Source organism: Winogradskyella ludwigii (genome assembly GCF_013403985.1).
Lineage (GTDB): Bacteria > Bacteroidota > Bacteroidia > Flavobacteriales > Flavobacteriaceae > Winogradskyella > Winogradskyella ludwigii.
In genome coordinates, this window is sequence record NZ_JABFDF010000004.1 from 419,065 (window position 1) to 432,997 (window position 13,933).

The 13,933-nt window shown below is 31.7% G+C and carries 15 protein-coding genes; 9 read left to right on the plus strand and 6 right to left on the minus strand.

Annotated features, from left to right (window positions below):
• Positions 1–25 precede the first annotated feature (25 nt).
• Together HM981_RS12325 and HM981_RS12330 are read left to right on the plus strand one after the other, a co-directional pair.
• Positions 26–784: a 5'-nucleotidase C-terminal domain-containing protein gene (locus HM981_RS12325; protein ID WP_179339101.1), complete on the plus strand. Its 759-nt coding sequence runs from the start codon at positions 26–28 to the stop codon at positions 782–784.
• A 2-nt stretch (positions 785–786) separates the two neighbouring features.
• On the plus strand, positions 787–1,701 hold the full coding sequence (locus HM981_RS12330; protein WP_179339102.1) for a bifunctional metallophosphatase/5'-nucleotidase: 915 nt from the start codon (positions 787–789) through the stop codon (positions 1,699–1,701).
• Positions 1,702–1,760: 59 nt separating this feature from the next.
• Here the strand turns inward: HM981_RS12330 and HM981_RS12335 are convergent, their stop codons facing one another.
• The 4 genes from HM981_RS12335 to HM981_RS12350 all read right to left on the minus strand — a co-directional run bounded on the left by HM981_RS12335 (position 1,761) and on the right by HM981_RS12350 (position 6,003).
• Positions 1,761–2,480 carry a hypothetical protein gene (locus HM981_RS12335; RefSeq protein WP_179339103.1) on the minus strand — a complete coding sequence of 240 codons (720 nt, stop codon included), beginning with the start codon at positions 2,478–2,480 and terminating at the stop codon, positions 1,761–1,763.
• Positions 2,481–2,611: 131 nt separating this feature from the next.
• A complete protein-coding gene (gene ligA, locus HM981_RS12340) occupies positions 2,612–4,606 on the minus strand; it encodes an NAD-dependent DNA ligase LigA (protein ID WP_179339104.1) in 1,995 nt (664 codons plus the stop codon).
• Positions 4,607–4,635: 29 nt separating this feature from the next.
• Entirely contained in the window at positions 4,636–5,508 is an 873-nt protein-coding gene (gene prmC, locus HM981_RS12345) for a peptide chain release factor N(5)-glutamine methyltransferase (protein WP_179339105.1), read from the minus strand.
• 3 nt (positions 5,509–5,511) lie between these two features.
• The gene (locus HM981_RS12350) at positions 5,512–6,003 is read right to left on the minus strand and encodes a GNAT family N-acetyltransferase (RefSeq protein ID WP_179339106.1); all 492 of its coding nucleotides are present in this window, start codon (positions 6,001–6,003) and stop codon (positions 5,512–5,514) included.
• A 50-nt stretch (positions 6,004–6,053) separates the two neighbouring features.
• Between HM981_RS12350 and HM981_RS12355 the strand changes: the two genes are divergently transcribed.
• The 4 genes from HM981_RS12355 to HM981_RS12370 are packed head-to-tail and all read left to right on the plus strand — an operon-like array spanning position 6,054 to position 8,969.
• Positions 6,054–6,512, plus strand: a complete 459-nt coding sequence (locus HM981_RS12355; RefSeq protein ID WP_179339107.1) for an LEA type 2 family protein — start codon at positions 6,054–6,056, stop codon at positions 6,510–6,512.
• The gene (gene ribD, locus HM981_RS12360; protein WP_179339108.1) at positions 6,513–7,517 is read left to right on the plus strand and encodes a bifunctional diaminohydroxyphosphoribosylaminopyrimidine deaminase/5-amino-6-(5-phosphoribosylamino)uracil reductase RibD; all 1,005 of its coding nucleotides are present in this window, start codon (positions 6,513–6,515) and stop codon (positions 7,515–7,517) included.
• On the plus strand, positions 7,504–8,121 hold the full coding sequence (locus HM981_RS12365; protein WP_179339109.1) for an HAD-IA family hydrolase: 618 nt from the start codon (positions 7,504–7,506) through the stop codon (positions 8,119–8,121). Before ribD ends, HM981_RS12365 begins: the two co-directional genes overlap by 14 nt.
• On the plus strand, positions 8,118–8,969 hold the full coding sequence (locus HM981_RS12370; RefSeq protein WP_179339110.1) for an EamA family transporter: 852 nt from the start codon (positions 8,118–8,120) through the stop codon (positions 8,967–8,969). Before HM981_RS12365 ends, HM981_RS12370 begins: the two co-directional genes overlap by 4 nt.
• 29 nt (positions 8,970–8,998) lie before the next feature.
• Here the strand turns inward: HM981_RS12370 and HM981_RS12375 are convergent, their stop codons facing one another.
• The gene (locus tag HM981_RS12375; protein WP_179339111.1) at positions 8,999–10,573 is read right to left on the minus strand and encodes an aryl-sulfate sulfotransferase; all 1,575 of its coding nucleotides are present in this window, start codon (positions 10,571–10,573) and stop codon (positions 8,999–9,001) included.
• Positions 10,574–10,774: 201 nt separating this feature from the next.
• Between HM981_RS12375 and HM981_RS12380 the strand changes: the two genes are divergently transcribed.
• On the plus strand, positions 10,775–11,383 hold the full coding sequence (locus tag HM981_RS12380; protein ID WP_179339112.1) for an IMPACT family protein: 609 nt from the start codon (positions 10,775–10,777) through the stop codon (positions 11,381–11,383).
• Here HM981_RS12380 and HM981_RS12385 read toward each other — a convergent pair.
• Complete coding sequence (locus HM981_RS12385) at positions 11,378–11,785, minus strand: acyl-CoA thioesterase (protein ID WP_179339113.1); 408 nt, start codon at positions 11,783–11,785, stop codon at positions 11,378–11,380. The genes HM981_RS12380 and HM981_RS12385 overlap by 6 nt on opposite strands.
• 199 nt (positions 11,786–11,984) lie before the next feature.
• On the opposite strand from HM981_RS12385, the gene dnaA reads away from it, so the two are divergent.
• Together dnaA and HM981_RS12395 are read left to right on the plus strand one after the other, a co-directional pair.
• A complete protein-coding gene (gene dnaA / locus HM981_RS12390; RefSeq protein WP_179339114.1) occupies positions 11,985–13,412 on the plus strand; it encodes a chromosomal replication initiator protein DnaA in 1,428 nt (475 codons plus the stop codon).
• A 12-nt stretch (positions 13,413–13,424) separates the two neighbouring features.
• Positions 13,425–13,880, plus strand: coding sequence for a low molecular weight protein-tyrosine-phosphatase (locus tag HM981_RS12395; protein ID WP_179339115.1), 456 nt, complete (start codon positions 13,425–13,427; stop codon positions 13,878–13,880).
• Positions 13,881–13,933 lie beyond the last annotated feature (53 nt).

Consider the following 13,933-nt stretch of genomic DNA (forward strand, 5'->3'; position numbering starts at 1 on the left):
ATTATAAACTTTTATAAGTTATTCAATGTCTATTAAACATATTTTAAAACTCTGTTTATTGTTGCTCATTTTTTCTTGTGCATCATCAAAAATATCAAAAATTGAAGGGAAACGTCTGGATATTGACGAGTCTATAAAAACAGATCAAGCTATTGATGATTTTATTAAGCCATACCGATTGCACCTCAATAAGGATATGGATAGCGTAATCTCTTACGCTCCTGAAACCTACTCTAAGTCTGATGGGAAATTAAATACAGCTATCGGAAATTTAATGGCAGATGCTGTTTATAGCGAAGGGAATATTGTTTTTAATAAACGTACTCAGAAAAATATTGATTTTGTATTATTAAATCATGGAGGTATTCGATCTATAATTTCTAAAGGAAATGTTACAACTAGAACAGCCTTTCAAGTGATGCCTTTTGAAAATTCTGTTGTTGTTGCTGCATTAAAAGGTGCACAAATTAATTTAATGATGGAGTATCTTTCAAAAGCAAAGCGTGCACACCCACTATCTCATCAGGTGCAATTAATTTTGGATAAAAATGCTGCTGTTAGCTCTGCTACAATTAATGGCGAACCAATAGATGTAAATAAAACATACTACGTAGCGACTAACGATTACCTTTATGATGGTGGTGATGGCATGACGTTTTTTCATCCAAACGAAGGGTTATACGTACTAGATTATAAAATAAGAAATATTCTTATCGATAACTTTAAAAAGACAGACACGCTAAATCCTAAAATAGACCAACGTTTTATAAAATTAGAAGAGTAATTATGAAAAGAAGAGATTTTATACAAAAGTCAACTGCAGCAACAGTTTTAGCAGGTGTTGGTGGTCTAAGCTTACAATCTTTTAGTCCATCTAAAACGAAGAAAATTACTATTCTACATACTAATGATGTTCATAGCCATATTGATCCTTTTGGACCTGAAGATGGTAGAAATGCTAATAAAGGTGGTGTTGCAAGACGTGCTACTTTAGTTGAAACCATAAGAAGAGATAATCCCAATACGCTTTTACTAGACGCTGGTGATATCTTTCAAGGCACACCATATTTTAATTATTATGGAGGTGAATTGGAGTTTAAACTAATGAGCATGTTAAAATATGACGTTGCCACTATTGGAAATCATGATTTTGACAATGGCATCGATGGTTTATTTGCTCAAATTCCACATGCAGATTTTGAATTTGTTTCTGCTAATTACGATTTTTCTAATACCGTAATGGATACCCATGTTAAACCTTATAAAATCATCACTAAAGATGGAATTAAAATTGGCATATTTGGTTTAGGAATTAAACTAGAAGGCTTAGTAGGTAAAGATATGTACAAAGAAACAGTGTATAACGATCCTATAGGAAAAGCACAAGATATGTCTCGTATTTTGAAAGAAGAAGAATCTTGTGATTTAGTGATTTGTTTATCTCATTTAGGTTATGAGTACAAAAACAATCCAAATAAAGTGAGTGATATTACTTTAGCAAGAGCAACAAAAGATATCGACCTTATTATTGGTGGACATACACATACGTTTTTACCAAAACCAACAATTGAAAAAAACAGTATAGATAAGAATGTCTTAGTGAATCAAGTAGGCTGCTTTGGGTTATATCTTGGTAAAGTAGATTTCTATTTTGAACACGGTAAAGACGTAACAGCAGATGGAGTTTCAATCATAGTATAACACTGATCATAAAGCAAAGGAAACAATATAATCCAGATGGTTTTAAAAATAAAGCCGCCTTATACTTCTACTTTATCTATAGATTCCTCATCTACATAAGCAACTGTAGGATCAGTAACTATAAATTGAGATTGTATGTAATAAAAGGCAAAAGCTATAATTAAAAATATAGAATAGACATAGCCTAAACTATCATCATTTAAAATATAGTAATACGCCAATTGAATAATCTCCGAGAACACCATAAAAATAGTTCCAATTAAGAAAAGCATTGACTTATTATTGTTACGGTACATATAATCTATTAACGCAAAAGATAAAAGAATCATAATAACAGCATTGTAGACAAACTCAATAATATATTCAGGTAGAGTCAGTAAGTCTGCAGTTGTATCTGAAATTAATGTCACACAAAAGACATCGAGTACTAAAAGTATAACAATAGATATCTTTAATTCTGAAACTACCTTTTTTAAGTTTAATTGCCTTATTGTCTTTATAATAAGAACAATGTAGGCTAAAATAAAAAGTCCATTTGTAATAAAATAGAGATAATCTATTTCATTCTCTTCGACTTCTGGTTTATACCATACTGCAATACTTATAAGCTCTCCGAAGGCGTAAATCGCTAAAAACAACAAGAATAGTCTCGATATTCTTTTTGTATATCCAACATAAAGCCAAATAAGCAGTCCTAATATTGCTATACCCAATATCGCTCTTTCAATACCCAAAGATAGACCTTGAAGTACTACAAAGAGACCGCTAAGAAGTAGCAATACAACTTTTAAAATTTTTTTAACTAACATTAATTATCCCTTATTAACATCACAAATATAAACAATAATTTTACATATAAACGATAAAATATGTCTTTTTAACGAATTAATCACTTGTTTTCTGTAGGAAATCACTTCAAAATGACTAAAAACTCATTTTCAGTTAAGATTGGAATCTTTAAATTTTCTGCTTTTGTGCGCTTACTTGGCCCCATTTTATCACCTGCAACGACATAAGATGTTTTAGACGAGATAGATGACGATACTTTACCTCCATTATCTTCTATTCGTTTTTTTAGCTCGTTACGTGATATATTTTCAAACACTCCAGAAACAACAAAGGTCTGTCCTTTAAGCTTATCCGTTTGGTTCGCTAGTTTCTCTGCAGAAACCTCTAATTGCACTCCAAAAGACCTCAATCGCTCTATAATTTGTTTGTTTTCCTCCAAAGAGAAAAAGGCAACAACACTCTCAGCAATACGTTCTCCTATTTCATCTACTGTTACTAAATCTAATAGCGAAGCAAACATTAATGCATCAATAGATTTGTAATGCTTCGCTAATTTCTTAGCAACTGTTTCACCTACATAACGAATTCCTAAAGCAAATAGTACACGTTCAAAAGGAATTTGTTTTGAAGCTTCAATACCATTAATCAAATTTACAGCACTTTTTTCTGCCATACGCTCTAACGGAATCACTTGCTCAACAGTCAATTCATATAAATCTGAATAATTATGAATTAAACCTTCCTTAACCAACAAAGCAACCGTCTCTCCTCCTAGCCCATCAATATCCATAGCTTTTCTAGAGATGTAATGTTGAATTCTCCCAACTACTTGTGGTGGACACGCCGAATAATTAGGACAGTAATGCTTAGCCTCACCTTCTAACCTTACTAAGGCAGTGTTACATTCTGGACAATTTGTAATATAAGTTGTTGGCTCAGAATTCTCTGGACGCTTAGTTAAATCAACAGCTATTATCTTTGGTATAATTTCACCTCCTTTTTCTACAAACACCTCATCTCCTACTCTAATATCTAATTTCTCAATCTGGTCTGCATTATGAAGCGATGCACGTTTTACAGTGGTTCCAGCCAATTGCACAGGTTCTAAATTGGCAACTGGTGTAATGGCTCCTGTTCTACCAACCTGATATGTTATTTCATTTAAACGCGTAGAAACTTGCTCGGCTTTAAACTTATAAGCCATTGCCCAACGTGGTGCTTTTGCTGTAAAACCTAATTCGTCTTGTTGATATAGGTTGTTTACTTTAACCACAACACCATCTATCTCATAAGGTAAATTATGCCTGTTCTCATCCCAATATTCAACATACTTTAAAACCTCATCAATAGAATTTACCAGTTTAGCCTCTTGTGGTACTTTAAAACCCCAAGCTCTAGCTTTCTCTAAACCTTCAAATTGCGATGAGATATTAAGATTGTTTCCTACTATACTATATAACAAACATTCTAAAGGACGTTTTGCCACTTCAGAACTATCTTGCAGTTTTAAACTTCCTGAGGCTGTATTTCTAGGGTTTTTATAAGGTTCTTCTTCATTTTCAATCCGTTCTTCGTTCATTTTTAAGAAGCCTTCAATTGGTAATACAATTTCTCCTCTAATATCAAAACGTTCTGGGAAATCACCTTTTAATTGAAGCGGAACGGTGTTAATGGTTTTTATGTTTGCCGTTACCTCATCACCTTGTACGCCATCACCACGAGTTACAGCTCTTAATAATTTACCATTTTCGTAGGTTAAACTAATCGATGCACCATCATACTTTAACTCGCAAGTATAATTAACATCACCATCCACCATTTTTTTGATGCGTGTTTCCCAATCCAACAAATCTTCTTTAGAATAGGAATTATCTAAAGAATACATTCTAGAATCATGAACAGTAGTTTTAAAATTCTTGGTAATAGCTCCACCTACACGTTGCGTTGGTGAATTGGCATCGAAAAACTCAGGGTGCGCTGCTTCTAAAGCTTGAAGTTCTTTTAATTTTATATCGAATTCGTAATCACTTATAGTAGCATCATCTAAAATGTAGTAATTGTAGTTGTGTTGACGCAGTTCTTCTCTGAGTGATTCTATTTTTTGTTTTGTGTTCATAAATAAATGTATGTAAACAATTCTTTCTTTTAAATTTTAATGCCTTTCAGCATCCTATCATTCCCATTCAAATCTTTTAGCAACTCAACATTTTCAAAATTAGCATCAACTAATAACTGCTTTGTATCTTCTCCAAGATATTGGTTGATTTCAAAATATAAATTTCCTTTATCATTTAGTTTATTAAGAGCGAACTTGGTAATAGCTTTATAAAACAGCAACGGATTATCATCCTCAACAAACAAAGCCAAATGTGGTTCGTTATCTAAAACATTAGGTTGTATTTCTTGTTTTTCTAGATTTCTAACGTATGGTGGATTAGACACAATGACATCAAAAGTGGATTCCGCATCAAGTGCGGAATGACAAGTCTCGTCTAAAATACTAGCTTCAATAAAATTGATTTCTACGTTATTAAGGTCTGCATTTTGTTTAGCAACTTTTAGAGCTTCTTTACTTATATCTAAAGCATAAATTTTAGCATTAGGCAGGTTTTTGGCTAGTGAAATAGCTATGCAGCCCGAGCCTGTGCCAATATCTAGGATATTTAGAGACTTCTTGACTGTGCTCAAAGTGACAGAACGAATTATCAAATCCACCAACTCTTCTGTTTCTTGTCGTGGAATCAATACACTGTCATTCACTTTAAAACGTAATCCAAAAAATTCTGTTTCTCCTAATAAATACTGAATGGGTTTTTGCTGCTTTAAATGTTCTATAACTTTAAAAAAAGTATCCGTTTCAGATTTAGTAATCGCTAAGCCTGGTTTTAAAGTTAATTGTATTCTTGGTATGCTTAAATAATGCTCTGTACACAAATAGAAAAAGCTATCTACTTCATGTTTACCATAAATAGCATCTAATTCTATGTGAAATATATTTTGAAGTTCTTTTAGTACCATTAATTACAAATCTTTAAGCATCCAAACTGTACACGAGTAATGACCTGTGTTTCCCAAAGGTTTATCTATAGATTTAAAACCTACCTTTTTGTATAATTTTCTAGCATCATCCATATAAGGTAAGGTTTCCAAATAGCATTGCGCAAAACCTGCTTGTTTAGCAAAGTCGAGACATTTATTCATCATTTCGGTTCCTAAACCTTTTCCTCTGGCTTCTGACATAAAATACATTTTTTGTAACTCACAGATATTGCCTTCGTAATTATCTAAAGGCGAAATTCCGGCTCCTCCAATAATAGTATCACCACTTGCTACAACAAAATAAGTTTTCTTTGGCTGGTTGTAAGTTTCCGTCATGCAATCCAAAGCCTCATCTTCATAAGCAGTTCCCACTTTAGGAACACCCATTTCTACTAAAACATTCCTAATCGCCTTAGCTATTTTAGGATTATCCTTGGCTTCAATTTCTCGAATAACAATAGTATCTTTACGCACTTAATAATTACTTTTTAGTCAAATTCAAAAATACGTATAAAAACAATTTTATGTTTAAAAGACTCCTAATGTTTTCCTTGATTTTTACACTACTTTTTAACTGTTCTTTTACACAAAAACCTGAATTTGTTAGACTAGAAGACTTTGAGGTTATAGATTCTAACTCTAAAAATATTACCATAAGAGCCGAAGCTTTATTTCTAAATAAAAATGATGTTGGTGGCACCTTAAAAACAGACGACCTTAAAGTGTATATTAATGATCTGGAACTTGCTTCTGTAGTTTCAGATGAATTTGATGTGCCTAAAAGAGAAAATTTTACTATTCCGTTAACCATTAAGGTAGCAACTGAAAGTATTATTAATAACAAGAACCTTGGAAGTCTTCTAGGTAGTTTGATTTCGCAAAGTTTAAAAGTGCATATTAAAGGCGAAATCAAATATAAAATTATGGGCTATTCTTCAACGTATTCTGTTGATGAAATTCAAGATGTAAAAATAAAACTCTAGTTGACTATACACGAGACTTACATAAAACGCTGTTTGCAAATTGCCAAAAACGGATTGGGAACCACAAGACCTAACCCTATGGTTGGTGCTGTGATTGTGCATAACGATTTAATAATTGCTGAAGGTTTTACAAGTGCCTACGGAGGCAATCATGCTGAAGTAAATGCTATAAACGCGGTAAAAGACCAATCACTTTTATCAAAAAGCACGATATACGTGACACTAGAACCTTGTAGTCATTTCGGAAAAACACCACCTTGCAGCGATTTAATTGTAAGACACAAAATTCCGAATGTAGTTATTGGTTGTGTTGACGATAATCCGGAAGTTGCAGGTAAAGGCATTGCCAAATTAAGAGCATCTGGCTGTAATGTTACTGTTGGTGTTTTGGAAGCGGAATGTAAAGCGCATCACAAACGATTTTTTACTTATCATAATAAAAAGCGTCCTTATATTATACTCAAATGGGCAGAAACTGCAGATGGTTTTATTGCACCAATTAAAAAGGATGAGAAAAAACCAGTTTGGATAACCAATAAATATTCTCGTCAATTAGTCCACAAATGGCGTGCTGAAGAACAAGCTATTTTGGTTGGAACAAATACAGTTATTGAAGACAACCCTAGCTTAACGGTTAGAGATTGGTCTGGAGAAAATCCTATTAGAGTGGTTTGGGATAGAACATCTAAATTAAATTCTAATTACTCTGTTTTTAATGATGAAGCCAAAACCATACGAGTAACAAATGAAGACATAGATTTTGAAAAACCTATAGCAATTCAAATTGCAAATTTATTATTCAAACAAAACATCAACTCAATTATTATAGAAGGTGGTTCACAAACGCTCCAAACCTTTATAGATGAAAATCTTTGGGATGAAGCTCGAATTTTTATAGGAAACGTAAACTTTAAAACAGGAATTAAAGCACCCAAATTAAATGGGAATTTGATTTCTGAGTCTCAAATTAAAAATGATTTATTAAAAATATATGCAAAAGATTAAAACACTAATTTTCGATTTTGGTGATGTATTTATCAATTTAGACAAGCAAGGTGCTATGCAACATGCTTTAGATTTATTTAATTTAAAGACGTTTGATGCAGATATGATTGAAACCAATATGCTTTACGAAGTAGGAAAAGTTTCGACTTCTGAATTTATTACGTTTTATAAATCAAAATTTCCCAATGTTAGCGAAACCGAACTTATTAATGCATGGAATTGTATCATTAAGAATTTTCCAGAACACAGATTAGAGTTCATTAAAAATTTAGCAAATCAAAAAGAATACAAGCTTATATTGTTGAGTAACACCAACGATATGCATATCGATTTTGTAAAGGAAACCGTTCCATTCTTTGAAGAGTTTAAAGCCTGTTTTGATGTATTCTATTTATCTCAAGAGATTCATTATAGAAAACCAAATTCAGATATTTTTGATTTCGTATTAAAAGAAAACAATCTTAAGGCTAATGAATGTTTGTTTATAGATGACACCAAAGACAATACTGATACTGCTGAAAAAATGGGATTCTACATTTGGAATATTGATGAAACTAAAGAAGATGTGGTATCACTTTTTGAAATTAAAAAAGAGCTCTTTTGATATATTTACTCCTTAGCATATTATCATCTACTGGAATATTTGTCTTATTTAAACTATACACCAAGTATAAAGTTAATACGCTTCAAGCCATTGTTATAAACTACGTAACAGCATGCGTGGCTGGATTATTTTTTTATAATGGAGAGGTTAACATTTCAGAAATCACCCATTCCAATTGGTTTAATGCCGCAATTGGCTTAGGTTTTTTATTTATAGCCATGTTTAATGTCATGGCATTAACTGCGCAAAAAAATGGACTCTCTGTCGCTTCTGTTGCTAGCAAAATGAGTGTTATAATACCTATTGCTTTTGGCATTTATGTCTATAACGAAAGTATAAACACTCAAAAAATCATTGGTATAATATTAGCATTATTTGCTGTCTACCTAACCTCTACAAAACCAAAAGATAATACCGTATTAACACACTCTATTTTTCTGCCTGTTTTGCTATTCTTTGGCTCAGGAATTATAGATACATCTGTAAATCATTATGCTCCAGATGATAATATACCATTATTCTCAGCAACCATTTTTGCCATTTCAGCAACTATTGGATTTATAATTTTAAGCTATAAGTCGATAAAACAAAAAAGTCGTTTTGAATTAAAAAGCGTTCCTTTTGGGATTGCTCTAGGAATTGTTAATTATTGTTCTATCTATTTCCTTTTAAAAGCCTTACGTGTAGATGGCTTTGAAAGTTCATCTATATTTACCATTAATAATGTAATTATTGTAGCCACATCAACTCTAATAGGTTTATGGTTATTTAAAGAACGAATTTCAAACAAAAACTGGATTGGAATAGTTATCGCTATAATTTCAATCATATTAGTCACACTAAAATAATAGCAGCTAAAGACGATTAAAACCTCTCTTTACTTCTTTGATATTCTAAAGGTTTTAGATTTCTCTTCTTCTGAAACTCTAACAAGATATAAACCATTTGATAATTTTTCTAGATTTATAAATTCAGAATTTGATTTATTCAACACAATTTTCCCTGATATATCGTAAACTTTAATCTCATCGATGCGCTGGGTAAAATTCAATATATCTTTTGTAGGATTTGGATATACATTTAAATTCACGATATAAGAATCATCAACAGACAATCGATTAATACAATCCGTTGAAATAGAATTTACATCTTCTATGATTCCTGTATTGTTAAAAGTCACTCCATCAAAACCACTAAAATCTACAGAATACCTTGTGGCTCTAAACGCTTCATTTGTAACTGGCTGAGAAAATTGACTAAAATCAGAATTATTAGCAACAGGAATAATATAAACCCATATAACATTACCCATATTATCCACCTCAGTAATTCTTCCTTTAGCAGATTCATTAATTAAAGCATTGCCTTTAGACATCATCTGTAAACCACATTTTTTACCACCATGCATCACAGTGTTATTTATGGAACCATCCCATGACCAAAAATAATTATTAGGCAAAAATCGACCAGAATTTAAATTGTAAAATCCATCGGTGTCATTTTGATCAATTACGTGTACCGAAGATGCCATTAAATCATTTCCATAACCAACATTATTAAATACCGAAATTTTACCTTGATAAGGACCTTCTGAAATCCATTTTACATCATGTTGACCTCTTAATTTTCGATCTAAAGCAGTACCTTTATCATAAACCTCTGGGTTTCCCCATCTCCAAAGAATATCTCCTCCTTTTCCATAAATTCCGCCAACGTGAGTTGACGCTTCTAAAGTTGTAGTACTATGATCAATAATATAGATTTCATTCAAATTTCTTGCTGAGAATACAATTTGATCTAAATCTTCATTATAATTAATTGCATTTGCATGTATAAGATTAGAAGAAGTACCATAATTAAAATCTAATAATTGTGGATTGTTTGCTACTACACCATAATTAGGCTTAGAATTATCAAAATCTTGAACTAAATGATCAAAAATTTTCCATTCCCATACAACGTTTGCAGAGTCAACACCTACTGGTTCAATCTCTACAATTCTCTCTAACTCTAAATTATCATCAGGAAAGGAAATATCTAAACCCTCAGCTAACATTTCATTTTTAGAATAAACATCTCTTACTGTAACTAGAAAGTTGCCATTTGGCAGTGGAGCAATATCATGATGTGTTGCAAAACCAAGTTCAACATAAGAAAGACTCCATAGAATATTATTATTCCAATCTCTTATCTCCGCATAAGTCCCACTACTTAACAACAAAGTACCATTCTCTAAAAAATAAATATTACTTGTGCTTTGGTCAGTAGAATCCCATTGATTTACAACTTCTCCACAGTTATTTATTAAAAACACTCTATTATCCGTTGTTGGCTTAAATAGCGTATAACCCTCCGAATTCATTTTGTTAACATCATTATAAACCAACCCAATAGTTTCTTGAGCAACAATAACGTTGAAAGCTAAAAAAAAGAAAAGTAAATTTATTTTCATAATTATTTTTTTTGAAATATTGAACAAAAACATGAGTGAAATAACGACATTAGTTTAACGGCTAAAATCATCATTTGACTAAAAAACTTGATTTCCCTAAGATCTTAATAAGTGATCATTTTATAATTAATTTCAGGAAAAGTACTTATGTACTAACGGTATTGGTATTTTTGTCGAGACTGCATTAATTATCTTACAGAAATGACAGAGGACGATTTATTTAAAACAATTACAAAACCAGAACAAGGAGAACTCTTTAAGGATAAGAACAGCAAGTTTTATGGTTTTGCATTCCCTGTAATTAATGAAAATCAGGTAAAACGTCATATCGAAGATTTAAAAAAAGAACACTATGCCGCTAGACATTGGTGTTATGCCTACCAAATAGGCACAGAAACCATTAAGTATAGAGCTAATGATGACGGAGAACCTAATAACTCTGCTGGCATGCCTATATATGGACAAATTCAATCTTTTGGAGTCACCAACATATTAATCGTTGTGGTTAGATATTATGGTGGTGTAAAACTTGGTGTTGGTGGTTTAATAAATGCTTACCGAACAGGAGCACAATTAGTCTTAGAAACCTCAAAAATTATTGAGAAAACAATAAACATAGCTTTTCAACTCAAATTTGAATATAAAAACATGAGCAAAGTGATGCGGTTTTTAAAAGAAAACAACGTTGAAATCATCAACCAGAAGTTAGAACATAATTGCTTGTTAGAAATCTCTGTCAGAAAAAGCAACAGTTCTAAAGTATTTGAATCATTCAGTCAATTTTTTGGTGTCGAAATCAAAGAATTATAACGAGTAATCTTGCAGTTGGTCTAAAAGATATTTAGGACAACGCGTAGGTCTATTTGTTTCTTTGTTAATAAATGCCAAAATAGTATTTCCTGTCGCTAATAAAACATCTGATTGGTTTCGTAACTCGTATTCAAATTCTATAGAAGCCGTTGGCATTTTTTTTAGTGTAGTTTTAACTTTAAGCTCATCATCATAACGTGCTGAATTTTTGTATTTTACAGAAAGTGAAATTACTGGCAACATAATACCACTTGCCTCCATTCCGCTGTAACTCAGACCAAATTCTCGTAACCACTCCGTTCTACCGACTTCAAAATACACAGCATAGTTAGCATGGTATACAACTCCCATTTGGTCAGTTTCACCATAGCGAACTCTTATTTTTGCTTCATTATAATTCATATAAATACTTTTAATTAGGATTAATGTTGTAATTTTAAATCGTTTTAAACATGAGGATAAATTTCTGAATATTCAATCAAATTAGATTTTTTTTTTAAGAAATTTGTTCACATATTTGCCCTGTCTAAAAACAACAAGAGAATTCTTATTCTCTTTTTTTTTGCTAATCTAACTAACAACGAAAAATCTAAATAATAATATGGATATAACAGCACAATCTGTATGGAGTAATTGTCTGGCTTTTATAAAAGACAATATACAACCACAAGCCTACAAAACATGGTTTGAACCTATAGATGCTGTTAAACTTTCAGGGAAAGCATTAAGTATCCAAGTACCAAGTAAATTTTTCTACGAATGGTTAGAAGAACATTATGTAAAAATATTAAAAGTTTCATTAACTAAAGAACTTGGTGAAGATGCTAAATTGGTGTACGTTATTAAAATGGAAAACACCTATGGCAACAAACAACCTTTTACGGAAAAAATTCCTAGCGCAAACAGATCTGCTTTAAAGTCTCAAGACGTAAATGTGCCTTTTAATAACAAGAGTCCAGAACTTAGAAATCCTTTTATTATTCCTGGAATTAGAAACGTTAAAATAGAATCGCAACTTAACCCAAGTTATAGTTTTGAGAATTTCTTAGAAGGAGATTCTAATCGTTTAGCTAGAAATGCAGGAATTGCAGTAGCAAATAAACCAGGAGGTACTTCTTTTAATCCGCTTCTAATTTTTGGAGGTGTTGGATTAGGAAAAACACATTTAGCACATGCTATTGGTGTAGACATTAAAGATAAATATCCTGAAAAGACGGTATTATATATTTCAGCTGAAAAATTCACACAACAATATATTGATTCTGTAAAAAAGAATAATAGAAACGATTTTATTCATTTCTATCAAATAATAGATGTACTTATTATTGACGATGTTCAATTCTTATCTGGTAAAACAGGTACACAAGATGTTTTCTTTCATATTTTTAACCATTTACACCAAAATGGAAAACAGGTTATCTTAACAAGTGATAAGGCTCCTGTAGATATGCAAGACATTGAACAGCGCTTATTATCTCGTTTTAAATGGGGACTATCTGCAGAGTTACAAACACCAGACTTTGAAACTAGAGTTTCTATTTTAAAGAATAAGCTTTACAGAGATGGTGTAGAAATGCCTGAAGATATTATTGAATATGTTGCAAAACATATCAAAACAAATGTTAGAGAATTAGAAGGCGCTATTATTTCTTTAATTGCACAATCTTCTTTTAACAAAAAAGAAATCACAATAAACTTAGCTAAAGATATTGTTGAGAAATTTGTTAAGAATACTAAACGTGAAGTTTCAATAGATTACATTCAAAAGGTAGTTTCAGATTATTTTCAAATGGATGTGAATACACTTCAGTCTAAAACACGTAAACGACACATTGTACAAGCGCGTCAATTAGCGATGTTTTTTGCTAAGAAATACACCAAAGCATCTTTAGCTAGTATTGGTTCTCAAATTGGACAACGTGATCATGCAACGGTATTACACGCTTGTAAAACCGTTGATAATCTATCGTCTACAGACAAGCAATTTAGAAAATATGTTGAAGATTTATCTAAAAAATTAGCCCTTTAATTACATTTTAGTATGACTAGTATTTTAATGGTGTGCTTGGGTAATATTTGCCGTTCGCCATTAGCTCACGGTGTTATGCAATCTAAATTATCTAAAGAAAATTTCTATATCGATTCTGCCGGCACAGCAGCTTATCATGTTGGTAATTCTCCTGATAAACGCTCTATTTTAGTTGCTAAACAAAACGGCTTAGATATTAGTGCACAAAGTGCTAGGCAATTTAAAGTTTCAGATTTTGATACGTTTGATTATATCTATGCTATGGATCAATCAAATTATAATAATATCATTAGCTTGGCAAGACATAGTGATGATATTGAAAAAGTAGAATTATTCCTCGAAGCAAATCCTTCTGTTAAAAATAAAGATATGCCAGATCCATACTATGGTGGTCAAAACGGTTTCGAGCACGTTTACAATTTAGTAAATGAAACTTGTGATATATTGGCAAAATCTCTAAGTCACTAAAATAAAGAATACTAACACTTCCCTTACTATAAAAGTCTTTTTTGTAATTTAGT